Below are 24,890 nucleotides of genomic sequence, written 5' to 3' on the forward strand. Positions count from 1 at the left end.
GTCCCATGAATCCATTTGCCGCCCTCGCCGACTTCCCGCGCCACCTGCGCCAGCCCCAGGTGCGCGATCTGGCGTGGGTCATCCTCGCCCCGCCGCTGCTGCACACAGCACCCTGGACGCAACGCCATCCCCTGGCCGGCAGCCGCTGGGCCGAACGGCCTGAAGACTTGCAGGCGTGGCTGCTGGCCCTGGACGATGCCAGCCAACCCCTGGTCGACTGGCTGGCCCAGGCCCCCACGAGACGCCTTGGCCTGTACTACGAACGCCTTTGGCAATTCGCCCTGCACCAGGCGCCCGGTATCGAGTTGCTCGCCGCCAACCTGCCGATCCGCAAGGGTGGACACACGCTGGGCGAGCTCGACATGGTGATTCGCGACCGCGACGGCGTGCATCACCTGGAACTGGCCATCAAGCTGTACCTGGGGCCGGTGGCCGCCGACGGCCACGACGCCTTCCAGTGGCTGGGCCCCAACACCCAGGATCGGCTGGGTCGCAAGCTCAACCACCTGGCCGAGCACCAGTTGCCCATTTCCACGTCCAGTCAGGGCCGCGAAGTCTTGCACGACCTGGGCATAGAGCAGTTCGACGCCCACCTGTGGCTGGCCGGCTACCTGTTCTACCCCTGGCCAGGTGCAGCGAGCGCGCCCGAACATGCCCACCCCGACCACTTGCGCGGACGCTGGGTGCATCAGCGCGATTGGCCGATCTTCGTCGAGCAACGCCCGGACGGACGCTGGCAGCCGCTGCCGCGCGATGCCTGGCTAGCACCGGCTCGCCTCGCCGCCGCCGACGCCTGGGCACCCGACCAGCTCCACGCCTGGCTGCAGCAACTGGACCCACTCGCCGCCGCGCAGATGCTCGTGCGTCTGACCCACGACGCTCATGGTGACTGGCAGGAAGCCGAGCGGGTCTTCCTGGTCGCCGACCCCTGGCCAGCCCTGCCGGGCGTTTAAAGCACGGGGCTGGCTAAAGATGTCCACGGCCGGCCCGATACCCTGTGCATCACCGCTCGAGTAGTCGCCCGATGACCTGGAGAAACACCCACGCGCGTTACGGCAGCCTGTCCATCGCCCTGCACTGGTCGATGCTTGTCCTGCTCGCCGCCACCTATGCGTGTATCGAGTTGCGCGGACAATTCGAGCGAGGCAGCGGCGCACGCGTACTGATCGTGCAGTTTCACTTCATGCTAGGCCTGAGCGTGGGCCTGCTGGTGTGGCTGCGTCTGCTGGCACGAAGCCTGGGGGTCACCCCACGCATCGTTCCGCCCCTCCCCGCCTGGCAGACCCGCCTGGCCAGCCTGATGCACCTTGCACTCTACGCCTTGATGATCGGCCTGCCGTTGCTGGGCTGGCTGATCCTCAGCGCGCAGAACCGGCCCGTCTCGTTCTGGGGCATCGAGTTGCCTCACCTGATCGGCGAGGACCGTGACCTCGGTGGGCGCCTGCAGGAATGGCACATGCGCATCGCCGGCTGGGGCTATTGGCTGATCGGCCTGCACGGCCTGCTGGGCCTGGGCCATCATTACCTGCGCGGCGACAATACCCTTCGCCGCATACTGCCGCAGCGCGACTGAAACGTCACGGCGCGGCCCGCCAACCCTGCAGGCCGCCGGTGTGCACGAACACCACGCGGCTGCCTGCGGCGAGCACGCCCGCCGTTGCTGCCTCGCGCAAGGCCCACAACGCCTTGGCCGTGTACACCGGCTCCAGAGGAATACCGGCCTCGGCCTCGCAGTCGCGCATGAACGCCAGCAGCGCGCTGTCCATCTTGGCAAAGCCGCCGCGACTGGCATCGAGCAGGGTGTGACCCCGTTCGCCACACAGCGCATTCACCTGCTCTTGCACACCATGCCCCGGTCCGACCGCCAGCGCTCCGTAAACCCGACGCTGCCCGCCTTCGGCGAGGACCAAGCCGGCCAGAGTCGTACCGGTACCCACGGCCAGCCACCATGCCTCGAAATCGTCCCAGCCGATATCTGCCAGTTGCGCCTGCACTTGAACCCTCAGAGCTGCACACCCCTTGGCCCCCAGCAACCCTCCGCCACCCTCGGGCACCGGCAGCAGATCGGGGTAGCGTGCCTGCCAGGGTGCCCAGAAATCCTCCCGGTGGCGCTGTCGATACCCCTCGTAACCCAACCAGTGCAGCTCCATTCCCCACCGCTGCAGGTCAATCACGGTCGGCGTCACCTGGGCGTGGCCGCGCAGCAAGCCGACCGTGCGCAGACCCAGGCGCTCACCGGCCGCCGCCAGGGCATGCAGGTGATTGGAATGGGCACCGCCCAGACTGATGAGCCCCCTGCAGCCAGCGGCCCGAGCGGCCAGTAGGTGATACTGCAGCTTGAACGATTTGTTGCCGCTGATCAGCGGATCGATGAGGTCCAGCCGGAGTATGGCCGCCTCGATGCCGGCCTCGGCGAGCCAGGACAATCGCAAGGGTTGCAACGGAGCGCGTGGTAGATCAAGAAGCATGGGTGCCTGACAAGCTGGACGTGGGAATGCAGCGGCGCCGGGACCGACCCGGCGCGCTGCTCATTCTACAGCACAGCCGCCAGGCGCGAGCCCTGGTCGATGGCGCGTTTGGCGTCCAGTTCCGCGGCCACGTCCGCGCCACCGATCAGGTGCACTCGCTGCCCGGCCTCGATCAGCCCCTGCTCCAGCTCGCGCAACGGATCCTGCCCCGCGCAGATCACCACGTTGTCCACCGCCAGCACCCGCGGCTCGCCCCCGGCCACGCGCACATGCAGGCCGGCGTCATCGATCTTCAAGTACTCGACCCCGTTGACCATGCGCACGCCCTTGCTCTTCAACCCGGCGCGATGGATCCAGCCGGTGGTCTTGCCCAGGCCTTCACCCACCTTGCCCGCCTTGCGCTGCAGCAGGTAGACCTCGCGCGCCGGCGCGTGGGTCTGCGCCGCAACCCCAGCCACACCGCCGCGGGCGTGCAGCGTCAGGTCGATGCCCCACTCCTTCCAGAATGCCTCACGATCAAGGCTGGTGAACGGCCCTTGATGCACCAGGAACTCGCTGACGTCGAAGCCGATGCCACCGGCGCCGATCACCGCCACACGCTGACCCACCGGGTGCCGTTGCAGCAGCACGTCCAGGTAACCCAGCACCATGGGATGGTCGATACCCTCGATGTCCGGCAGCCGAGGGGCGATGCCCGTGGCCAGCACGATCTCGTCGAAACCTCCGGCTGTCAGCGCGGCTACGTCGACCCGCGCGCCCAGGCGCACGTCCACGCCGAGGCGCGTCAGCCTGCGATCGAAATAGCGCAGGGTTTCGTTGAACTCTTCCTTGCCCGGAATGCGCTTGGCCACGTTGAACTGACCGCCGATCTCGTCGCGCGAGTCGAACAGCGTCACCGCATGGCCGCGCTCGGCCGCCACCGTGGCCGCCGCCAACCCGGCCGGGCCGGCACCGACGATGGCAATCCTGCGCACCTGGGTCACGGGCAGATAATTGAGCTCGGTTTCATGGCAGGCGCGCGGGTTGACCAGGCAACTGGTCAGCTTGCCGGCGAAGGTGTGATCCAGGCAGGCCTGGTTACAGGCGATGCAGGTGTTGATCTCGTCGCCCCGGTCGGCAGCGGCCTTGTTGATGAATTCAGGGTCGGCCAGAAATGGCCGCGCCATCGATACCATGTCCGCGTCGCCATCGGCCAGGATGCGCTCGGCTACCTCCGGGGTGTTGATGCGATTGGTGGTGATCAGCGGCAGCCGCACCGCCGTGCGCAACTTCGCCGTGACCTTGCTGAACGCCGCGCGGGGCACCTTGGTGGCGATGGTCGGAATACGTGCTTCGTGCCAGCCAATGCCGGTATTGATCAGCGTGGCGCCCGCCGCCTCGATGGCCTGGGCCAACTCGACCACTTCCTCCCAGATGCTGCCGCCTTCGATCAGGTCGAGCATGGACAGGCGGAAGATGATGATGAACTCGCGACCGACTGCTTGCCTTACCTGACTGACGATCTCGACCGCCAGGCGCATCCGATTGGCGTAGCTACCGCCCCAGCGGTCGGTGCGCTGGTTGCTGTGAGCCGCCAGGAACTGATTGATGAAGTAGCCTTCCGAGCCCATGATCTCGACACCGTCATAGCCCGCCGACTGGGCCAGCCGAGCACAGGCGACGAAGTCGGCGATCTGCCTCTGAATGCCTTCCTCATCAAGTTCATGAGGCTTGAACGGGTTGATCGGCGCCTGAATGGCGCTCGGCGCCACCAGCTTGGGGCTGTATGCATAACGCCCGGCATGCAGGATCTGCAGACAGATCTTGCCGCCGGCCTCATGCACCGCCTGGGTCACGATCCGATGCTTTTCCGCCTCCTCGGGCGTGCTCAGCTTGGCCGCCCCGGCATACACTCCGCCTTCTTCGTTCGGAGCAATGCCGCCAGTGACGATCAGGCCTACTCCACCCCGCGCACGTTCGGCGAAATACGCGGCCATGCGTTCGAACCCGCCCGGTTTTTCCTCAAGACCGGTGTGCATGGAACCCATCAGGCTTCGGTTGCGCAAGGTGGTGAAACCCAGGTCCAGGGGTGCCAGCAGATGAGGATAGGGAGCAGCGGCCATGGGATCTCCACAGGCAGGATCACGGATAGGTGCCAAGCCTCTTTCAGCGGGCTCGGTCACGACGAGTGTCTGACAGTAAAGACCCGAGCCGTCTGTCTCAATGACCAGAAATGACAAGTCATTGATCATGCCGCACGCGACGTCTACCCTAGTGCGGATTCACCAACAGGAGCTGATTGTTGTCCCTCATGCGCAAAATCCTGATGTCCGTGGTCGCCCTGCTTTGCCTGGCGGCGTTGACCACCTATGCGCTGTGGACGACCCAGCGGCCCGTGGGCCACTACCTGTCGGACCTGCGCGTCACGTTCGAGGGGGGCGACGGCGTGCCGGCCGGGCGGGGCAATCTACTGGGCGTTCAGCCCGAACTGTTCCCGGCGGACTACCAGAGTGTCGAACGCCTGCGCCTGAAACTGGCCGGTTATCTGCAACACGCCCAGGACGCCGGGCTGCTCAACGGCAAGACCATCGTCGTGCTGCCCGAGCACATCGGCACCTGGTTGTGGGCCGTGGGCGAGAAGAACGAGTTCTACCAGGCCGCGCAACGCCGCGATGCCGAACAATGGCTCGCCGCCAGCAACCCGCTGGACCTGCTCGCCGGATTGGCCCAAGCCCATGGTGAGGACCGCTTCGCCGACGCCTACCTGCGCATGAAGGCGGCGCGCATGGCCGATCAATACCAGCAACTGTTCGGCGGCCTCGCCAGGCAGTTCGGTGTGACGCTGGTCGCGGGCTCCATCATTCTGCCCAAGCCTTCGGTTGCCAACGGTCGCCTGCGAACCGACAGCGGGCCGTTGTACAACGCCAGCGTCGTGTTCGCCACCGATGGCTCCATCCTCGGTCAGCCGCAGCTACAGCATTTCACCAGTCACCCTACCCGGCGCTATGTGGAACCCCTGGGCGATGCGCCATTCAACGTTTTCGACACCCCGGCGGGAAAACTCGCCGTACTGATCGGCACCGACAGCTGGCACCCAGCCAGTCACGCCCAACTACGCCGGCAGGACGTGCAATTGCTGGCAGTGCCAGCATCGGTGCTGGGCCGGGGCCGCTGGTCCAGCCCGTGGCGTGGCTTCCGCATCAGCCCGGCGCCCACCGATGTCGCCGTATCACCTCGCGAAGTCAGCGAGGCACACGCCTGGCAACGTCTGAGCGAAGCCAGCGCGCCCTTGGCCAGCATGACCGTGTTCATGGGCGGGCATTTCTGGAATCAGTTCTACGAAGGGCAAAGTTTCGCGCGTCAGCGTGAACGGTTCGGGCAAGTCGGCGATGGGCGCGGCGCGCGCCTGATCAACCTGTGGCTCTAGGCGCGTGACGGGCCAGCGCATCAAACTCGGCGACCTGTCGGTCGGCTTCACTCAAAGCCTGGCCGAGGCAGTACGTAGCCACGGTCATGACCCCTCGCCCCTGTTGGCCCAATACGGACTGGAGCCCAGTCGGCTCAACGTGGCCGGTGCACGGTTGACCATCGCCCGCTATATGCGCCTGGGGCATGCGGCCATTGCACTCACCAGCGACCCCGCCCTGGGCCTGCGCATCGGTCAGGCCAGTCGCTTGAGCCAGGCGGGGTTGGCGGGTATCACGGCCGCACAGGCGCCAACGGTGCGCGAAGCCGCCCGTACGCTGATTCGCTTCGAAGCACTGTATGCAGCCAACTACCGTGGACAGTCGAGCTTTCACGAAGACCGCGAAGGCGCATGGCTACGTTTCTATTCGATCAGCCCCTACAACGCCTACAACCGGTTCGTGGTGGATTCGCTGCTGACCGGCTGGCTGCGGCAACTGAGCGTGCTGGCGGGGCAGAACGTGCGTGCGCAGCGGCTGGAGATCGAGTTCGCCGCGCCGCAGTACGCCGACCACTACCCTGCCAACACCAGCTTCGACTGCGAGCACAATCAACTGCGTCTCACCCACGCCAGCCTCAGCCTGCGCAACCCCGAGCACTGTCCCAGCACCTGGCAGCATCTGTTGCAACTGTGCGAGCAGGAACTGGAACGGCTGACCCGTATCCGAACTTTAGCCGAACGGGTCAGCCAGTTGCTCGGCCCCTTGCTCAATGGCGGGCGCGAGCCCACGTTGGATGAAGTCGCCGCTTGCCTGAAAATGCCGTCCTGGACCCTGCGCCGCAAGCTGACCCAGGAAGGCACGCAATTTCGTTCGATTCTCAACGACACCCGTCGGGACCTGGCACAGACCTACATCCGTGACACCGAGCTGGCCTTCGGCGAAATTGCCTATCTACTTGGGTTCACCTCAGCCGAAGCCTTCCAGCGTGCGTTCAAGCGCTGGTGCGCGGTCACGCCCGGAGAGTACCGCCGCACGAACCGTTGATGGCCCGTACGTACATGGTCTTCAAGGCTGCGAGACAGGCGTGTCGGCGGCAGGCGTTTCAGGGGCGGCCTCGGGGACTGCCTGCGGCGTTTCGGGCTGTGTAATGATTTCGATCGGTGCCGGTTGCGCCGGAGGTGCCACCGGCTGCGAGGCCTCCTGTTCAGACACCGCGTCTACCCCAGGCGCCTGGATGGCCGCTGGCGTCGGCTGCGCCAACGGCGTTTGCGCAGCCGATGGCGCCGCTACTGCAGGCGCCAGGGAAGCAGCGGGTGCGGTGTCGGGCACACCCAGCTCATCCTGGGCTGGCTGCGGCGCTGCCGCCTTCTTGGCTTTGAACGGCATGAAGCTCTCGACCAAGGCGAAATAGCGGTCGTAGAACGTATCCGACGCCACTGTTTCACTAGCCACCTTGACCATGGAGTCGTCGGTGGACCCGATCGGCATCGACACCGAACCCAGCACCCCCACGCCCACGCTGGCGGAGTTGTTGACCTTCTTCAGCGCGTAGCGATCCTGCAGGGCGTTGGCGAACACGGTGGAACTGTGATCACTGCTGGCATCGGCTACGCAGACCACGTTGAAGCTGATTTCCAGATGACTCTCGCCGGTTTGCTGGAAGCTCTTGTGCCCGCTAACCTGGCGCGGATCATTGCTGGTGATGATGTAGCCCTGACTGAGCAATCCACGCCGGGCGGCCTCGCAGGACGCTACGTCACTGACGGGATAGTTGCGCGAGAACGTACCCGAGTCGGCAAAGTTTTCGTGTTCGTAGATGGCGGTCTTGGGCGAGGAACACCCTGCCAGGCCAAGCCATGCAGTTGCCAGCAAAGCGCCTGGGAGGCAACGTCCGAAAGGAAATGGGAGTGACATTTGGAGTCCTGGAAAACAGTCTGCGGCTATTGTGCAACAGAACATGCGCATGGGGCGCATGAAATACCGTTCAATCAGGACGTGCGGTGATACGCAATGTTTCCATGGGCTGTTTCCATGGACTGCGTGCTTATTTGACTGCGGGCGGCTGAGTCACAGGCTGCGCAGGAGCGCCAGTAGCGGCTGCAGAATCAAGAGGCACGGTCGCAAGTGCGGCGCGTTGCTCGGCGCGAGCCTTGGCACGCAACTGCTTGCGCCAGCGATACTTGCTGGTGGCTGCGATATACCAGCCGAACAACGGGCCCAACACCATGCCTGCGAGCACACCTGCCAATACGAAGACAGAAACCGGCAACGAAGGGCTGGACCATCCAAGAGCGCTCAGGGTGATGGGCTGCTGGTTCTCAAGCACGAATATCAGCACGGCAGCGGCGACTGCCAGGAAGATCAGCACCAGCAGCAACTTCTTGAGATTACGCAAAGCCTTCTCCTTCAACGTCGATCAAACGAGCTCTTCGTCCTCGTTCACCCGGTCGCGCAATTCCTTGCCGGGCTTGAAATGCGGAACGAACTTGCCGTCCAGGCTTACTGACTGACCTGTCTTCGGGTTACGCCCGACACGCGGCGCGCGATAGTGCAGGGAAAAGCTGCCGAAACCGCGTATCTCGATCCTGTCACCCGTGGCAAGGCACTGGGACATTTGTTCAAGCATGGTCTTGATGGCCAGTTCCACATCCTTGGATGAAAGTAGACCTTGATGGGTGACAATACGTTCGATCAATTCCGACTTCGTCATATTTTTTCCCTTCTTTATCAAGCAGCTAGATCAGCGCTTAGAAGGTTTTAGCATGGCTTGACAGATTTGAACAGCCCGACTCTTGACTTCTTCGCAATCAGTTGTGGGTGCACTATTTGAACGCACTGCTCTTGCGGCATTTGACGATCATGCTGCGCGTGGAATAACCGGCAGGGTTGAGACCAAAGACGTAGTCATCGGGGTCTTCCTTGGCGTCACTGGACTTGGCCAGGGTGCGATAGCCCGCAGGTCCACAGGCGGACTCCGCCTCTTTCTCGCACTGTGCCCAGGACGAAGTGAGCCCCGAACAGTTGATGTGCAATCCGCGGTTACCACGTTTGCCGTGGGAGGTGGAGGTGGCGGCGCAGGCAGTCACCAGCAGCAATGCTGCGATGAGCAAGGTAAATTTCATGACTCGGGCCTTGTCTACTTCAGGATGGACACGGGTTCAGGAGTAACGGCGAAATCGATCAACAACGACAGGCCACCTACCCTATCCAAGTAGCTGGCCGATTGCTAATTTACTTCAGGCGGGTTTCAGTGCGATGACTCGAAAGATTGTAACTATTCGTACGACACCTCGCTGGCCTCTCATCCCTGGCTATTGCAGCGCACGAACATGGTCCTGCTGGCCATTCCGGGATTCCAGCCCAGGAACCCGTCCTCCGGTTCCTCCTTGATATCCGATGTCTTCGCCAAGACCTTGTAGCCTGCCGAGCGGCACGATTGATGGGCCTTGTCATAGCACTTGCCCCATGACGAACCCAAGCCACTGCAGTTGATTTGCAACGCCTGCATGCCCCGATAATCTCGTTTGACCACCGATGTGGTGGAGCACCCGGACGTCAGGCCAACTACTACGAACAGCATCGCGGTTACTACGGTTTTCATCCCTGGAGGTCCTTGGGTATTCACTTATGCCTTTGAGCCTCCCAGGCACTTTTAAGTTCGGCATCCGTTTCTGCTGAACGGGACGAAACACAAATCGCAGGCGCAAAAAAGGGCGACCGAAGTCGCCCTTTTTCTACAGGTCAAACAGAACTTAGTTCTGCTTTTCCATCTGAGCACGCAGCAGGTCGCCCAGAGTGGTCGGACCGGCAGCGATATCCGAAGTAGCTGGCTTGTCGCGCAGGCTCTGGATAGCTTCTTTCTCGTCTTCAACGTCTTTCGATTTGATCGACAGTTGGATGACGCGGGACTTGCGGTCGACGCTGATGATCTTGGCTTCGACTTCTTCGCCTTCCTTCAGGACGTTGCGCGCGTCTTCAACGCGGTCACGGCTGATTTCGGAAGCTTTCAAAGTGGCTTCGATGTCGTCGGCCAGGGTGATCACAGCGCCCTTGGCGTCAACTTCCTTAACGGTACCGCGAACGATAGCGCCTTTGTCGTTGACAGCAACGTAGTTGGAGAACGGATCGTCTTCCAGCTGCTTGATGCCCAGGGAGATGCGCTCGCGCTCTGGATCTACCGACAGGATGACGGTGTCAAGCTCGTCGCCCTTCTTGAAACGACGTACGGCTTCTTCGCCCACTTCGTTCCAGGAGATATCGGACAGGTGAACCAGGCCGTCGATGCCGCCGTCCAGACCAATGAAGATACCGAAATCGGTGATCGACTTGATGGTGCCGGAGATCTTGTCGCCCTTGTTGAACTGGCCAGAGAAGTCTTCCCACGGGTTCGACTTGCACTGCTTGATGCCCAGGGAGATACGACGACGCTCTTCGTCGATGTCCAGAACCATGACTTCCACTTCGTCGCCGACTTGTACGACTTTCGAAGGGTGGATGTTCTTGTTGGTCCAGTCCATTTCGGAAACGTGTACCAGGCCTTCCACGCCTTCTTCCAGCTCTGCGAAGCAGCCGTAGTCGGTCAGGTTGGTCACGCGCGCCATGACGCGAGTGCTCTCCGGGTAACGTGCCTTGATAGCAACCCATGGGTCTTCGCCCAGTTGCTTCAGGCCCAGCGATACGCGGTTACGCTCGCGATCGTACTTCAGAACCTTGACATCGATCTCGTCGCCAACGTTGACGATTTCCGATGGGTGCTTGATACGCTTCCAGGCCATGTCGGTGATGTGCAGCAGGCCATCGACGCCACCCAGATCGACGAATGCGCCGTAATCGGTGAGGTTCTTGACGATACCCTTGACTTGCTGACCTTCCTGCAGGGATTCCAGCAGAGCTTCGCGCTCGGCGGAGTTCTCGGCTTCCAGGACACTGCGACGGGAAACGACAACGTTGTTGCGCTTCTGGTCCAGCTTGATGACCTTGAATTCGAGCTCTTTACCTTCCAGGTGGGTGGTGTCGCGCACAGGGCGGACATCGACCAGGGAACCAGGCAGGAACGCACGGATGCCGTTAACGTCGACAGTGAAGCCGCCTTTAACCTTACCGTTGATAACGCCCTTGACCACTTCCTCGGCGGCGAAAGCTGCTTCCAGAACGATCCAGCACTCGGCGCGCTTGGCTTTTTCGCGGGACAGCTTGGTTTCGCCAAAGCCGTCTTCTACCGCGTCCAGCGCAACGTGGACTTCGTCACCGACCTTGATGGTCAGTTCGCCAGCGTCGTTGTAGAACTGCTCGAGCGGGATGACACCCTCGGACTTCAGACCGGCGTGGACAGTAACCCAGTCACCGTCGATATCGACGACGATACCGGTGATGATTGCGCCTGGCTGAAGATTGAGAGTTTTTAGGCTTTCTTCAAAGAGTTCTGCAAAGCTTTCGCTCATTTTAATTCCTGTAGATTTGGGCGAAACATACGCCCATCAGCCACGCTCCAGACAACGTGGGTTTCGTTCAAGTAAAAGAAAGCCACCGGGATGTTGACTGGGTTCCCGTATGGCTTCTTCGTCACCCGGCGATATCGCGAAGTGCGATCTCGCTCATGATGCGTTCCAACACCTGCTCGATGGACAACTCCGTGGAATCCAGCTGTATGGCATCGGCCGCCGGCTTGAGCGGGGCCACTGCGCGCTGGGTGTCACGCTCATCGCGTGCACGTATCTCATCTAGCAGACTCGACAGACTAACATCGTTGCCGGCTGTCTTCAACTGCAAGTAACGTCTGCGCGCACGTTCCTCGGCACTCGCGGTCAGGAACATCTTGAGCGGCGCATCGGGGAACACCACCGTGCCCATGTCGCGACCATCGGCGACCAGGCCAGGCAGTTCCTGAAACGCCCGCTGACGCTGCAGCAAGGCATCGCGTACCGCTGGCAGGGCAGCGACCTGGGAAGCGCAGGCGCCGATCTGCTCGTTACGAATGTCCCGGGTGACATCGTCGCCTTCCAGGACGATGCGCTGTGGCTGGCCATCGGCGGCGGCAATGAATTGCACGTCCAAGTGCGCAGCCATGACCATCAACGACGCTTCGTTGCTCAAATCCACGCCATGATTGCGTGCGGCGTAGGCCAGCAGCCGATACAACGCGCCCGAATCGAGCAGCTTCCAGCCCAGACGTTTGGCCAGGATACCGGCGACGGTGCCCTTGCCCGAACCGCTGGGCCCGTCGATGGTGATGACTGGCGCCACGTTCACGACTTGCCCTCTTCGGCTACGTTGATGCCCACTTGGGCGCACAGGCCGAGGAAGTTGGGGAACGACGTGGCGACGTTGGCGCAGTCGTGGATGCGGATCGGCGCGCTGGCGCGCAGGGAGGCGACGCTGAAGGCCATGGCGATGCGGTGATCACCGTGGCCGTGGACTTCGCCACCGCCCATGGCAGGCACCCCGTGACCGACGCCGTCGATGATGATGCCGTCCGCGGTCGGCTCGCATTTGACGCCCAAGGCTTGCAAGCCATCGGCCATGACCTGGATACGGTCGGATTCCTTGACCCGCAGCTCTTCGGCGCCGCGCAGCACGGTGCGCCCCTCGGCGCAGGCGGCTGCCACGAACAGCACGGGGAATTCGTCGATCGCCAGCGGCACCAGCGCTTCGGGGATCTCGATGCCCTTGAGCCGGGCAGCCCGCACGTGCAGGTCGGCAACCGGTTCGCCACCGACTTCACGCTGGTTTTCCAGGGTAATGTCAGCGCCCATCAGACGCAGGATATCAATGACACCCGTACGCGTAGGGTTGATGCCGACGTGTTCCAGGGTCAGGTCCGAACCTTCGGCGATCGAAGCAGCCACCAGGAAGAAGGCGGACGAGGAGATGTCGCCCGGCACCTCGATATGGGTCGCGGTCAACCTGTGCCCGGACTCGACCGACGCCTGCGGGCCGTCGACGTGCACGGGGTAGCCGAAACCACGCAACATGCGCTCGGTGTGGTCGCGGGTCGGTGCGGGCTCGGTGGTGGTGGTCTTGCCTTCGGCCCACAATCCAGCCAGTAGCAGGCAGGATTTGACCTGGGCAGAGGCCATCGGCAGGGTGTAATTCAGCGCCTTGAGCCGCTGTCCGCCACGAATGACCATCGGCGGACGGCCTTCGGCAGCTGTCTCGATGACCGCGCCCATTTCCCGCAGCGGGTTGGCCACGCGGTTCATGGGGCGCTTGGACAGCGAGGCATCGCCGGTCAGCGTGGTGTCGAAGCTTTGCGCTGCCAGGATGCCGGCGAGCAGGCGCATCGAGGTCCCGGAGTTGCCAAGGTAGATCGGCCCTGGCGGCGCCTGCAACCCGTGCAGACCGACGCCGTGGATGGTCACGCGGCCCTGGTTCGGGCCTTCGATGACCACGCCCATGTCGCGGAAGGCCTGCAAGGTCGCCAGAGCGTCCTCGCCTTCCAGGAAGCCTTCGACTTCGGTGGTGCCTTCGGCCAGGGAGCCGAGCATGATCGAACGGTGCGAGATGGATTTGTCGCCCGGTACGCGGATGCGGCCATTGAGGCTGCCGCCGGGTTTGCCCAGGAAGATCAGGTCGTCATTGGAGTTCATAGCGTCCACATAGGCCCGACGGGCCAGGATTTTACTGAAATGCTCGCGGGCCACCCTGGCGCGTGTGAACACGCCCAGCAGGTGATGCCCATCCCCTGCATCGACCGCGTCGCGCAAGGCGTCGAGATCGCTGCGAAATGTATCGAGTGTGCGCAAAACTGCCTCGCGGTTGGCGAGGAAGATGTCGTGCCACATGACCGGATCGCTGCCGGCGATTCGGGTGAAATCGCGGAAACCGCCCGCAGCGTAGCGGAAGATTTCCAGGTTTTCACTGCGCTTGGCCAACGAATCGACCAGACCAAACGCCAGCAGGTGCGGCAGGTGACTGGTGGCGGCAAGCACCTCGTCGTGGCGCTCGACCTGCATGTGCTCCACGTCCGCCCCCAGGGCGCGCCACAGGCCGTCGACCCGGTCCAGCGCCTGGGGCGAGGTTTCGGCCAGCGGCGTGAGGATCACCTTGTGCCGCTTGAACAACTCGGCATTGGCTGCCTCCACCCCGCTCTGCTCGGAACCGGCGATCGGATGGCCCGGCACGAAGCGTGAGAGGTCACCGCCGAAAGCGTCACGATAAGCTCGCACCACGTTGCCCTTGGCACTGCCGACATCGGTGATCACCGCCCGATCCAGATCGAGTCGAGCCAGCGCCGCCAGCAGTTTCTCCATGCCCAGGATCGGTACTGCCAACTGGATCACATCGGCGCCCACACAGGCTTTGGCAAGCTCCGCCTCGCAGCGGTCTACCACACCCAGCTCGACGGCGCGCTGGCAGGAACGCGGATCGAGATCGACCCCAACCACTTCATCAGCCAGGCCGCTTTGCTTGATGCCTTTGGCGAAGGAGCCGCCGATCAGTCCCAATCCCACTACCACCAGGCGGCCTATTCTGGCAGCGCCGGGTTGCAATTGCGTGAAATCAGACACGAGCCAGCACCTGGCGCAATGCTTCAAGGAAGCGGCTGTTTTCTTCGGCCAGGCCGATGGTCACGCGCAGGTGATTGGGCATGCCATAGCCGGCCACCGGGCGCACGATCACCCCCTCGCGCAGCAGCCCCTGAAACACCGGACCGGCGTCGCGACCCACATCCACGGCAATGAAGTTGCCCTTGGACGGGATCCACTGCAGACCCAGCTCGGTGAAACCCGCCTCCAGCTGCTGCATGCCAGCGCTGTTCAGTTCGCGGCTGCGCTGCAGATATTCGGTGTCGGTCAGCGCGGCGCACGCGGCAGCCAACGCCAGGCTGTTCACGTTGAACGGCTGGCGCACGCGATTGAGCACGTCGGCAATCGTGGCAGAAGACAGGCTGTAACCGACGCGCAGCGCAGCCAGACCATAGGCCTTGGAGAACGTACGCGACACCAGCAGGTTGGGGTAGCGTGCCAGGTAGTCCAGGCCGTCGGGCAAGTCGCCTCCTACGGCGTATTCGATATAGGCCTCGTCGAGCACCACCAGGACGCTGGGCGGAACCGCCGCCAGAAAGTCTTCCAGCGCCTGCGGTCCGAACCAGGTCCCGGTCGGGTTGTTCGGGTTGGCCAGAAACACGATGCGGGTCTTGTCGTCGATCGCTGCCAGCATCGCGGGCAGGTCATGGCCGAACTGCTTGGCCGGGACGACCCGCGCGCCGGCATTCACGGCCTGCACGACCAGCGGATAGACGGCGAAGGCGTGCTCGCTGAACACGGCGTTCAGGCCAGGCGCCAGGTAGGCGCGGGCGACCAGTTCGAGAATGTCGTTGGAGCCGTTGCCGAGGGTCACCTGGTCGATCTGCACGCGGCACTGCCGAGCCAGCAGGGTCTTGAGGTCGAAACCGTTGCCATCGGGGTAGCGTGTGAGTTCGGCCAGCTCGCGCTCGATCGCGGCGCGGGTCTTGGGGCTTGCGCCCAATGGGTTCTCGTTGCTGGCCAGCTTGATGATGCTGGCCGGGTCCATGTTCAGCTCTCGGGCCAGTTCGTCCACCGGTTTGCCGGGAACGTACGGGGAAAGCTGTTGAACACCGGTCTGGGCCAGGGCAAGGAAATCGGTCATGCGTGCTAACCCTTCTGTTAGAGAACCGCTTTGGGGTACGAGCCGAGCACCTTGAGTGCCACGGCTTCCTGACTGATCTGTTCCAGCACACCCTTGATCAACGGGTCGCGATGGTGGCCGATGAAGTCGATGAAGAACACGTAGGTCCACTTGCCGCTGCGCGACGGACGCGTCTCGATGCGTGTCAGGTCGATACCGTTGTCATGGAACGGCACCAGCAGCTCGTGCAGCGCACCGGGGCGGTTGCTCATGGACACGATGACCGAGGTCTTGTCGTCGCCGGTCGGCGGTACTTCCTGGTTGCCGATGATCAGGAACCGCGTGGCGTTGTCCGGGCGGTCCTCGATCTTTTCGGCCAGGCGCTCCAGGCCATACAGGCCGGCCGCCATGTCGCCGGCGATGGCCGCCGAATTCCATTCGCCCTTGACCCGCTTGGCCGCCTCGGCGTTGCTGGCCACCGCGATGCGCTCCACGTTCGGGTAGTGCGCGTCCAGCCACTTGCGGCATTGCGCCAGGGACTGTGCATGGGAGTAGATGCGGGTGATGCTGTCGGTCTTGGTGTTGTCGCCGATCAGCAGGTGATGGTGGATGCGCAACTCGACCTCGCCGCAGATCACCATGTCGTGCTCGAGGAAGCTGTCGAGGGTGTGGTTCACCGCGCCTTCGGTAGAATTCTCCACCGGCACCACGCCGAAATTCACGGCGCCAGCGACCACTTCGCGGAACACCTCGTCGATCGCGGCCATCGGCTTGCTGATCACCGCATGACCGAAATGCTTCATCGCAGCGGCCTGGGTGAAGGTGCCCTCCGGACCCAGGTAGGCCACCTTCAACGGGTTTTCCAGGGCCAGGCAGGAGGACATGACTTCGCGGAACAGACGCGCCATTTCCTCGTTGCTCAGCGGCCCCTTGTTGCGTTCCATCACGCGCTTGAGCACCTGCGCCTCGCGCTCGGGCCGGTAGAACACCGGCACCTCGCCTTCGGGCAGCGCCGCCATCTTGACCCGTGCGACTTCTTCGGCACAGCGGGCGCGATCGCTGATCAGCTCGAGGATCTTTTCGTCGAGGCTGTCGATGCGGACCCGCAGGGCCTTGAGTTCATGTTCGGACATCAGCCGTTTTCCTTTTCGAACTCCGCCATGTAGTCGACCAGCGCTTCGATGGCGTCAAGGCCCAGGGCGTTATAGATGGAGGCGCGCATGCCACCGACCGAACGGTGACCCTTGAGGTTGAGCAGGCCGCGCGCGTCGGCGCCGGCCAGGAACGCCTTGTCCAGACGCTCGTCGGCCAGGCGGAACGGTACGTTCATCCACGACCGGGCGTTGACCGAGATCGGGTTGCTGTAGAACGCGCTGGCGTCGATGAAGCCGTACAGGCGGTCTTTCTTGGCCCGGTTGCGCGCTTCCATGGCGGCAACGCCGCCCTGCTCTTTGAGCCACTCGAACACCAGGCCCGAGAGGTACCAGGAGTAGGTCGCAGGCGTGTTGTACATCGAGCCGTTGTCGGCCGCGATCTTGTAGTCGAGCATGGTCGGACAGGCGCTGCGGGCCTTGCCCAGCAGGTCGTCGCGCACGATGACCACGACCAGGCCGCTGGGGCCGATGTTCTTCTGCGCACCGGCGTAGATGAGGCCGAACTGGGAGACGTCGACGGGCCGCGAGAGAATGTCCGAGGACATGTCGACCACCAGCGGGGTGTCGCCGGTCTGCGGAATCCAGTCGAACTGCAGGCCGCCGATGGTTTCGTTCGACGCGTAGTGCACGTAGGCCGCGCCGGGCGTCAGTGTCCACTCGTTCTGGCCGGGAATGGCCTGGTAGTCGTAGGGTTTGGCACTGGCCGCGACGTTGACATTGCCGTAGCGACGGGCTTCCTCGATGGCCTTCTTCGACCAGATGCCGGTTTCGACGTAGTCCGCCGTGCCGCCTTCGGGGAGCAGGTTCAGGGGGATCTCGGCGAACTGCTGGCTGGCACCGCCCTGCAGGAACAGCACCTTGTAGTTGGACGGGACGCCAAGCAGATCGCGCAGGTCCTGTTCGGCCTTTTCGGCGATGGCGGTGTAGTCCTCGCTGCGATGGCTCATTTCCATCACCGAGAGACCCTTGCCGCGCCAGTTCAGCATTTCAGCCTGGGCGCGCTGCAGTACGGCTTCGGGAAGCGCGGCGGGGCCTGCGCAGAAGTTAAAGGCTCGATTGCTCACATCCACTCTCGCTCTGCTTGAATTCGGGGCTGACCCGGGTGTGTCTGTCGGAAGATCGGCGGTGCGCCCTTCGCGGGCAGAGCCCCGCTCCCACAAGTGTTCACGAATCCTGTGGGAGCGGGCTCTGCCCGCGAAGGGCGCACCGCCGATCAACTGCCCTACAGCTTACTCCTCGGGCGCTTCGTCCGCGGCATCGGGCTCGACGTCACCCTGAGCCAATTCGGAATCGTCCAGCTCTACAGCTTCGACACCTTCAACGCCTTCGACACCTTCTTCCAGCTCGTCTTCCTCGACTTCCGATGGCTCCTGAACCCGCTCCAGGCCCACCAGCTTCTCGTCGGTGATCAGCTTGATCAGGGTCACACCCTGGGTGTTTCGGCCAAGGCTCGACACTTCACCGACGCGGGTACGCACCAGCGTGCCCTGGTCGGAAATGAGCATGATCTCTTCGCCTTCCTGGGACTGGATCGCGCCGATCAGCTTGCCGTTGCGTTCCTTGGTGACCATGGCGATCACGCCCTGACCGCCGCGACCGCGACGAGGGAACTTGCTCAACGGCGTGCGCTTGCCGAAGCCGCGCTCCGAAGCGGTGAGGATCTGTGCACCGGACTCGGGGATCAGCATGGAGATCAGTTGCTGACCCTTGCCCAGACGCATGCCGCGAATACCGCGAGCGCCACGGCCCATCTGACGCACGACGCCTTCGGCGAAGCGGATCACCTTGCCGGCATCGGAGAACAGCATGACTTCCTTGGCGCCGTCGGTGATGGCAGCGGCGATCAGGGTGTCGCCTTCCTTGAGCTTGAGCGCGATGAGGCCGCTGGAGCGCGGACGGGCGAACTGGGCCAACGGGGTCTTCTTGACGGTACCGAATGCGGTCGCCATGAAGATGTAGGCACCGGTCGGCTCGGCCACCAGCTCGGGGGTGTCACCGTCTTCGCCTTCGGCGGCCTCGACGACTTCCTCCGGCTCGACGATCTCGCCTTCGAGCACGGTGTCGTCGGCGTCATCCAGCTCTTCGTCGGCACCGGCGGTGGCCTGCAGGGCCTCGAGGTCGATCTGCAGCATGGTGGTGATGTACTCGCCATCATCCAGCGGCAGCAGGTTGACCAGCGGACGGCCGCGGGCGGCACGGGAGGCCTCGGGAATTTCGTAAGTCTTGAGCCAGTACACCTTGCCCTTGCTGGAGAACAGCAGCAGTGTGGCGTGGCTGTTGGCGACCAGCAGGTGCGAGATGTAGTCCTCGTCCTTGACGCCGGTGGCCGACTTGCCCTTGCCGCCACGGCGCTGGGCCTGATAGGCGGACAGTGGCTGGGTCTTGGCGTAGCCGCTGTGGGAAATGGTCACCACGCGCTCTTCTTCCGGGATCATGTCACCCAGGGTCAGGTCCAGACGCGAGTCGAGAATCTCGGTACGGCGCACGTCGCCGTATTCGGCGCGGATCAGTTCCAGCTCCTCGCGGATCACTTCCATCAGGCGCTCGGCGCTGTTGAGGATGCGGATCAGCTCGGCGATCTGGTTGAGGATCTCCTGGTACTCGGCCAGCAGCTTCTCGTGCTCCAGACCGGTCAGGCGATGCAGGCGCAGCTCGAGGATGGCCTGCGCCTGTTCCGGCGAGAGGAAATACTTGCCGTCGCGCAGACCGTACTGCGGATCGAGGTTTTCCGGACGTGAGGACTCGGCGCCGGCACGCTCGACCATGGCCACCACGGCGCTGGATTCCCACGGCGTGCTGACCAGCGCTTCCTTGGCTTCGGATGGGGTCGGCGAGGCCTTGATCAGGGCGATGACCGGATCGATGTTGGACAGCGCGACCGCCTGGCCTTCGAGAATGTGCCCACGCTCGCGCGCCTTGCGCAGCTCGAACACAGTGCGACGGGTGACGACTTCGCGACGGTGGCGCACGAAGGCTTCGAGCAGGTCTTTCAGGTTGAGGATGCGCGGACGGTTGTCGATCAGGGCGACGATGTTGATACCGAACACGGCCTGCAGCTGGGTCTGTGCATAGAGGTTGTTGAGGATCACCTCCGGCACTTCACCGCGGCGCAGTTCGATGACGATACGCATGCCGTCCTTGTCGGACTCGTCGCGCAGCTCGGAGATGCCTTCGAGCTTCTTCTCTTTCACCAGTTCGGCGATCTTCTCGATCAGGCGGGCCTTGTTCAACTGGTACGGCAGCTCGGTGACGACGATCTGCTGGCGACCACCGACCTTGTCGATGTCCTCGACGTGCGATCGGGCACGCATGTAGATGCGGCCGCGGCCGGTGCGGTAGGCCTCGATGATGCCCTGGCGACCGTTGATGATGGCGGCGGTCGGGAAGTCGGGGCCCGGGATGAACTGCATCAGCTCATCGATGGTGACGTCCGGGTTGTCGATGACCGCCAGGCAGCCGTCGAGCACTTCGCCCAGGTTGTGCGGCGGAATGTTGGTCGCCATGCCCACGGCGATACCGCTGGAGCCGTTGACCAGCAGGTTGGGGATACGCGTCGGCATGACCGCCGGGATCAGCTCGGTGCCGTCGTAGTTGGGCACCCAGTCGACGGTTTCCTTGTGCAGGTCGGCCAGCAGCTCGTGGGCCAGCTTGGTCATGCGCACTTCGGTGTATCGCATGGCCGCAGCGTTATCGCCGTCCACGGAACCGAAGTTGCCCTGGCCGTCCACCAGCAGGTAGCGCAGGGAGAATGGCTGGGCCATGCGCACGATGGTGTCGTAGACCGCGGTATCACCGTGCGGGTGGTACTTACCGATCACGTCACCGACCACACGGGCCGACTTCTTGTAGGGTTTGTTCCAATCGTTGCCCAGTTCACTCATCGCAAACAGAACGCGGCGATGCACGGGCTTCAAGCCATCACGTGCGTCAGGCAGTGCACGACCCACGATCACGCTCATGGCGTAGTCGAGGTAGGACTGTCTCAGCTCGTCTTCGATATTGACCGGGAGGATTTCTTTGGCCAGTTCGCCCATGAGAAGCCTGATTCCTTTTTCTGGTGAAACTCCGTTGCCTCCCTGTGAGAAGAACGAAGCTTGCCACCGCTGGCCGATGCCAACGGCGACTTACGACAAATCAACGAGTTACGCCTTGGACCGACGGCGCTGGGGGAGCACCTCGATGCACCCCCGAAAACCGCCGGATGTTAGCACAATCGCCGTCAGACACCTATCCCCTTAAACCCTGACAGGACCCTTGATCGAGTCGTATCGAGCCTCTGGCATGGCGCTGCGGCGCTTGCAGACCTTTCTTGAGGAAAAAAGCGAGCGTTTTGCCACTGCGGCGAATTCAATGCAGGCGTCGACGGCACATCAATTGCGCCAGCTTCGCCGCATCGGGTCGTTCGACGATGCCTTTTTCGGTGACGATCACGTCGATCAGATCGGCCGGGGTCACGTCGTGGATCGGATTGAATGCATCGACGTCGGCGCCGACGCGCGTTCCGGCCACTTCCAGCAATTCGCGACCATCGCGTTCGAGCAAGGGAATGTCTTCGCCGCTTTCCAGGGCCAGGTCGATCGCCGCGCTGCTGGCCACGACCATGAACCGAACACCGTGATGCATGGCGCAGACCGCCAGCTGATAGGTGCCGATCGGGCCGGCGATATCGCCATTGGCCGCAATCCGCTCGGCGCCGACGATCACCCAGGTGATGCCTTTGCTCTTCATCAGGTGCGCCGCCGCCGAATCGGCCGTCACGGTCACCGGGATGTCCTCGCTGGACAACTCCCAGGCCGACAGGCGCGAGCCTTGCAGCCCAGGCCGGGTTTCATCGGCATAGACACGCTCGAGCATGCCTTCATGGAAGGCCCCGCGCACCACCCCGAGTGCCGTACCGAAGCCGCCGCTGGCCAGCGCGCCGGCACTGGCGTGGGTCAGCACGGTCTGCAGATTGCCCTGGTGCCGGCGGATCACATCGACGCCCAGCTGCGCCATGGTCAGGTTGGCTTCGCGATCGCTCTGGTGAATGGCCAGGGCTTCGGCTTCCAAGGCCGGCACCGGGTCTTCGTCGGCGCGCACTCGGCCCAGACGTTCGCGCATGCGCTCCAGCGCCCAGAACAGATGAGCCGTGGCCGGGCGGATCGCCGCCAGCAGGCGCAGGTCCTGGTCCAGCGCGGCACGCCAATCGGCTGCGGCGGTGCGGTGCAGTCGCGCGGCGAGTACCACGGCATAGGCAGCGCAGATGGCGACCGCCGAAGCCCCGGACACCACGCCTGAGCGGATCGCGCCGGCGACGCCGGGCGCATCGACGAAAGCGCGCCAGACTTCCTGACCCGGAAGCGCACGCTGGTCGATCAGGTGCAACGCGTCACCTCGCCAATCAACGGCTTTGACCCGTTCCGCCGCCAACAATCGATCACGCATGCCCCAACTCCGTACTCAGACGCCAAAAGCGCTCGATTATAGCGAGCCCCCGTCCAAGACGCTCGGGTATACTTCGCCACCACCTGCACAAGCCCGGAACTTGCCATGCTCGACGTCGATACCGCCCTGGACCTGCTGTTGCTGCCAACCTGGCTGGTACCGGTCGAGCCTGCCGGTGTCGTGCTTCAGGAGCATGCCTTGGGCATCCGTGATGGGCAAATCGTCTTCATTGGCCCGCGCAGCGCGGCTGCCCGGCTGCAGGCACGTGAAATCCGCGAATTGCCCGGACAGTTGCTCGCGCCGGGGCTGGTCAATGCCCATGGTCACGCGGCCATGACCTTGTTCCGCGGCCTGGCCGACGACCTGCCACTGATGACCTGGCTCGAACGCCACATCTGGCCCGCCGAGGCCCGCTGGGTCAGCGAGGCATTCGTGCGCGACGGTACCGACCTGGCCATCGCCGAGCAGCTGCAGGGTGGCATCACCTGTTTTTCGGACATGTACTTCTTTCCCGAAGTGGCCGCCGAGCGTGTGCACGCCAGCGGCATGCGCGCCCAGATCAGCGTGCCGGTGCTGAATTTCCCCATCCCCGGCGCGCGGGACGCCGACGAGGCGCTGCACAAGGGCGTCGAGCTGTTCAATGACCTCAAGCACCATCCCCGCGTGAGCATTGCCTTCGGCCCCCATGCGCCCTACACGGTGAGCGACGAGAACCTGGAGAAGATCCGCGTGCTGGCCGATGAGCTGGACGCCGCCATCCAGATGCACGTCCACGAAACTGCCGGCGAAGTGCACGATGCCCTACAGCAGACCGGCGAGCGTCCGCTGGCCAGGCTGGCCCGGCTCGGCTTGCTCGGCCCGCGGTTCCAGGCGGTGCACATGACCCAGGTGGATGACGACGACCTCGCCCTGCTGGTGGAAAGCAACAGCAACGTCGTGCATTGCCCGCTGTCCAACCTCAAGTTGGCCAGTGGCTTTTGCCCAGTGGAAAAACTCTGGCAGGCCGGGGTCAATGTTGCAGTGGGCACCGATGGTGCCGCCAGCAACAACAGCCTCGACCTGCTTGGCGACACGCGCACCGCAGCGCTGCTGGCCAAGGCCGTGGCGGGTTCGGCGACTGCGCTGGATGCCCATCGCGCGCTGCGCATGGCCACCCTCAACGGCGCCCGCGCGCTGGGCATGGAAGCGAACATCGGTTCGCTGGAAATTGGCAAGGCGGCGGACCTGACCTCCTTCGACCTGTCCGGACTGGCCCAGCAACCGGTGTACGACCCGGTGTCGCAATTGATCTATGCCAGCGGCCGCAATTGCGTCCGCCATGTGTGGGTGGCGGGCAAACACCTGCTTGACGAAGGCCGACTGACGCGCCTGGACGAAAACAGGCTGCGCGACATGGCCGGCGCCTGGGGCGAGCGCATTGCCGCAGGGCAATGAAGGCTGAAGACCCCGGCACTCTCGAATTCTGGAATCACAACGTTTAGAGGACACCCAATGAGCAACGTCGACCACGCTGAAATCGCCAAGTTCGAAGCCCTGGCGCACCGCTGGTGGGATCGCAACAGCGAGTTCAAGCCGCTGCACGACATCAATCCATTGCGCGTCAACTGGATCGACGAGCGCGTCAACCTGGCGGGCAAGCAGGTGCTGGACGTCGGTTGCGGCGGCGGCATCCTCAGCGAGGCCATGGCCCTGCGCGGCGCCAAGGTGACCGGCATCGACATGGGCGAGGCGCCGCTGGCGGTCGCTCGCCTGCACCAGCTCGAATCCGGCGTGGAAGTGGAATACCGCCAGATCACTGCCGAAGCCCTGTCAGCCGAATGCCCGCAAAAATTCGACGTTGTCACCTGCCTGGAAATGCTCGAGCACGTGCCGGACCCTTCGTCGGTCATCCGCGCCTGTTTCCGCATGGTCAAACCCGGTGGCCAGGTGTTCTTCTCGACCATCAACCGCAACCCCAAGGCGTACCTGTTCGCGATCATCGGCGCCGAATACATCATGAAGCTGCTGCCGCGCGGCACCCATGACTTCAAGAAATTCATCCGCCCTTCCGAGCTCGGCGCCTGGAGCCGCGAGGCCGGACTGACCGTCAAGGACATCATCGGCCTCACCTACAACCCGCTGACCAAGCACTACAAGCTGGCCGCGGACGTCGACGTCAACTACATGATCCAGACCCTTCGCGAGGAATGAGCATGCGCCTTCGAGCGGTACTCTTCGACATGGACGGCACGCTGCTCGACACCGCGCCGGACTTCATCGCCATCTGCCAGGCCATGCGCGCTGCGCGCCAGCTGCCGCCCATCGACGAGCAACGGATACGCGACGTGATTTCAGGCGGCGCCAAGGCCATGGTGCAGGCTGCGTTCGACCTGTCGCCGCAGGCGCCGGAGTTCGAAACGCTGCGCCTGGAATTCCTCGAACGCTATCAGGACGGCTGCGCGGTGCACAGCCACCTGTACGACGGCATGGCGCAGTTGCTGGCGGACATCGAGCAGGCCAGGCTGATCTGGGGCGTAGTGACCAACAAGCCGCTGCGCTTCGCCGAACCCATCATGCAGCAACTGGGCCTGGCACAACGTTCGGCAATACTCATCTGCCCCGACCATGTGACCCGCAGCAAGCCGGACCCCGAACCGCTGCTGCTGGCCTGCAGCAAGCTCGAGCTGGACCCGTCCAGCGTGCTGTTCGTTGGTGACGATCTGCGCGATATCGAATCAGGCCGCGATGCCGGGACCAAGACTGCAGCGGTGCGCTACGGCTACATTCACCCCAACGACAACCCCGATCACTGGGGTGCCGATGTGGTGGTGGACCACCCGTCCGACCTGCGCCGCGTGCTGGACCAGGCCCTCTGCGGCTGCTGAGCCACC

The 24,890-nt window shown here is 63.5% G+C and carries 22 protein-coding genes; 7 read left to right on the forward strand and 15 right to left on the reverse strand.

Translation table 11 applies throughout. The features are described from left to right. Nucleotides 1-5 precede the first annotated feature (5 nt). Nucleotides 6-953, forward strand: a complete 948-nt coding sequence (locus ASF66_RS06475; protein ID WP_056843186.1) for a DUF1853 family protein — start codon at nucleotides 6-8, stop codon at nucleotides 951-953. 71 nt (nucleotides 954-1,024) lie between these two features. After that, nucleotides 1,025-1,573: a cytochrome b gene (locus ASF66_RS06480; RefSeq protein ID WP_056843187.1), complete on the forward strand. Its 549-nt coding sequence runs from the start codon at nucleotides 1,025-1,027 to the stop codon at nucleotides 1,571-1,573. A 4-nt stretch (nucleotides 1,574-1,577) separates the two neighbouring features. Here the strand turns inward: ASF66_RS06480 and ASF66_RS06485 are convergent, their stop codons facing one another. After that, the gene (locus ASF66_RS06485) at nucleotides 1,578-2,468 is read right to left on the reverse strand and encodes a 1-aminocyclopropane-1-carboxylate deaminase/D-cysteine desulfhydrase (RefSeq protein ID WP_056843188.1); all 891 of its coding nucleotides are present in this window, start codon (nucleotides 2,466-2,468) and stop codon (nucleotides 1,578-1,580) included. Nucleotides 2,469-2,533: 65 nt separating this feature from the next. Continuing rightward, nucleotides 2,534-4,570 (reverse strand): NADPH-dependent 2,4-dienoyl-CoA reductase, encoded by a 2,037-nt coding sequence (locus ASF66_RS06490; RefSeq protein ID WP_056843189.1) that lies wholly within the window; start codon nucleotides 4,568-4,570, stop codon nucleotides 2,534-2,536. A gap of 188 nt (nucleotides 4,571-4,758) precedes the next feature. On the opposite strand from ASF66_RS06490, the gene ASF66_RS06495 reads away from it, so the two are divergent. Next, complete coding sequence (locus ASF66_RS06495) at nucleotides 4,759-5,874, forward strand: nitrilase-related carbon-nitrogen hydrolase (RefSeq protein ID WP_056843190.1); 1,116 nt, start codon at nucleotides 4,759-4,761, stop codon at nucleotides 5,872-5,874. 4 nt (nucleotides 5,875-5,878) lie between these two features. Next, nucleotides 5,879-6,898, forward strand: a complete 1,020-nt coding sequence (locus ASF66_RS06500) for an AraC family transcriptional regulator (protein WP_056843191.1) — start codon at nucleotides 5,879-5,881, stop codon at nucleotides 6,896-6,898. Between the two features lie 21 nt (nucleotides 6,899-6,919). Here the strand turns inward: ASF66_RS06500 and ASF66_RS06505 are convergent, their stop codons facing one another. From ASF66_RS06505 to mtnA, 13 genes are all read right to left on the reverse strand, one after another. After that, the gene (locus ASF66_RS06505; RefSeq protein ID WP_082484506.1) at nucleotides 6,920-7,768 is read right to left on the reverse strand and encodes a DUF2242 domain-containing protein; all 849 of its coding nucleotides are present in this window, start codon (nucleotides 7,766-7,768) and stop codon (nucleotides 6,920-6,922) included. 130 nt (nucleotides 7,769-7,898) lie between these two features. Continuing rightward, nucleotides 7,899-8,249, reverse strand: a complete 351-nt coding sequence (locus tag ASF66_RS06510) for a lipopolysaccharide assembly protein LapA domain-containing protein (RefSeq protein ID WP_082484509.1) — start codon at nucleotides 8,247-8,249, stop codon at nucleotides 7,899-7,901. Between the two features lie 21 nt (nucleotides 8,250-8,270). After that, nucleotides 8,271-8,564 (reverse strand): integration host factor subunit beta, encoded by a 294-nt coding sequence (gene ihfB, locus ASF66_RS06515; RefSeq protein WP_049861359.1) that lies wholly within the window; start codon nucleotides 8,562-8,564, stop codon nucleotides 8,271-8,273. 112 nt (nucleotides 8,565-8,676) lie between these two features. Continuing rightward, complete coding sequence (locus tag ASF66_RS06520; RefSeq protein WP_049861360.1) at nucleotides 8,677-8,976, reverse strand: hypothetical protein; 300 nt, start codon at nucleotides 8,974-8,976, stop codon at nucleotides 8,677-8,679. A 179-nt stretch (nucleotides 8,977-9,155) separates the two neighbouring features. Continuing rightward, the gene (locus ASF66_RS06525) at nucleotides 9,156-9,455 is read right to left on the reverse strand and encodes a hypothetical protein (RefSeq protein WP_056843193.1); all 300 of its coding nucleotides are present in this window, start codon (nucleotides 9,453-9,455) and stop codon (nucleotides 9,156-9,158) included. Between the two features lie 151 nt (nucleotides 9,456-9,606). Next, nucleotides 9,607-11,295 (reverse strand): 30S ribosomal protein S1, encoded by a 1,689-nt coding sequence (gene rpsA / locus ASF66_RS06530; protein ID WP_049861362.1) that lies wholly within the window; start codon nucleotides 11,293-11,295, stop codon nucleotides 9,607-9,609. A gap of 121 nt (nucleotides 11,296-11,416) precedes the next feature. Further along, entirely contained in the window at nucleotides 11,417-12,103 is a 687-nt protein-coding gene (gene cmk / locus ASF66_RS06535) for a (d)CMP kinase (RefSeq protein ID WP_056843194.1), read from the reverse strand. After that, on the reverse strand, nucleotides 12,100-14,361 hold the full coding sequence (locus ASF66_RS06540) for a bifunctional prephenate dehydrogenase/3-phosphoshikimate 1-carboxyvinyltransferase (RefSeq protein ID WP_442962748.1): 2,262 nt from the start codon (nucleotides 14,359-14,361) through the stop codon (nucleotides 12,100-12,102). Before ASF66_RS06540 ends, cmk begins: the two co-directional genes overlap by 4 nt. Further along, on the reverse strand, nucleotides 14,354-15,463 hold the full coding sequence (gene hisC / locus ASF66_RS06545; protein ID WP_056843195.1) for a histidinol-phosphate transaminase: 1,110 nt from the start codon (nucleotides 15,461-15,463) through the stop codon (nucleotides 14,354-14,356). The genes ASF66_RS06540 and hisC overlap by 8 nt, the downstream gene beginning before the upstream one ends. A 17-nt stretch (nucleotides 15,464-15,480) precedes the next feature. After that, nucleotides 15,481-16,575, reverse strand: coding sequence for a prephenate dehydratase (pheA, locus tag ASF66_RS06550; RefSeq protein WP_056843196.1), 1,095 nt, complete (start codon nucleotides 16,573-16,575; stop codon nucleotides 15,481-15,483). Further along, on the reverse strand, nucleotides 16,575-17,660 hold the full coding sequence (gene serC / locus ASF66_RS06555) for a 3-phosphoserine/phosphohydroxythreonine transaminase (RefSeq protein WP_056843464.1): 1,086 nt from the start codon (nucleotides 17,658-17,660) through the stop codon (nucleotides 16,575-16,577). Before serC ends, pheA begins: the two co-directional genes overlap by 1 nt. 165 nt (nucleotides 17,661-17,825) lie before the next feature. Further along, complete coding sequence (gene gyrA, locus ASF66_RS06560) at nucleotides 17,826-20,630, reverse strand: DNA gyrase subunit A (RefSeq protein WP_056843197.1); 2,805 nt, start codon at nucleotides 20,628-20,630, stop codon at nucleotides 17,826-17,828. A gap of 313 nt (nucleotides 20,631-20,943) precedes the next feature. Then, entirely contained in the window at nucleotides 20,944-22,020 is a 1,077-nt protein-coding gene (mtnA, locus tag ASF66_RS06565) for an S-methyl-5-thioribose-1-phosphate isomerase (protein WP_056843198.1), read from the reverse strand. Nucleotides 22,021-22,125: 105 nt separating this feature from the next. Between mtnA and ASF66_RS06570 the strand changes: the two genes are divergently transcribed. From ASF66_RS06570 to mupP, 3 genes are read left to right on the forward strand one after another with little or no spacing between them, the layout of a single operon-like run. After that, nucleotides 22,126-23,454, forward strand: coding sequence for a TRZ/ATZ family hydrolase (locus tag ASF66_RS06570; protein WP_056843199.1), 1,329 nt, complete (start codon nucleotides 22,126-22,128; stop codon nucleotides 23,452-23,454). A gap of 57 nt (nucleotides 23,455-23,511) precedes the next feature. Then, entirely contained in the window at nucleotides 23,512-24,210 is a 699-nt protein-coding gene (gene ubiG, locus ASF66_RS06575) for a bifunctional 2-polyprenyl-6-hydroxyphenol methylase/3-demethylubiquinol 3-O-methyltransferase UbiG (protein WP_049860980.1), read from the forward strand. 2 nt (nucleotides 24,211-24,212) lie between these two features. Continuing rightward, on the forward strand, nucleotides 24,213-24,884 hold the full coding sequence (mupP, locus tag ASF66_RS06580; protein WP_056843200.1) for an N-acetylmuramic acid 6-phosphate phosphatase MupP: 672 nt from the start codon (nucleotides 24,213-24,215) through the stop codon (nucleotides 24,882-24,884). The last annotated feature ends 6 nt before the right edge of the window (nucleotides 24,885-24,890 follow it).

The organism is Pseudomonas sp. Leaf129, assembly GCF_001423465.1.
GTDB lineage: Bacteria > Pseudomonadota > Gammaproteobacteria > Pseudomonadales > Pseudomonadaceae > Aquipseudomonas > Aquipseudomonas coleopterorum.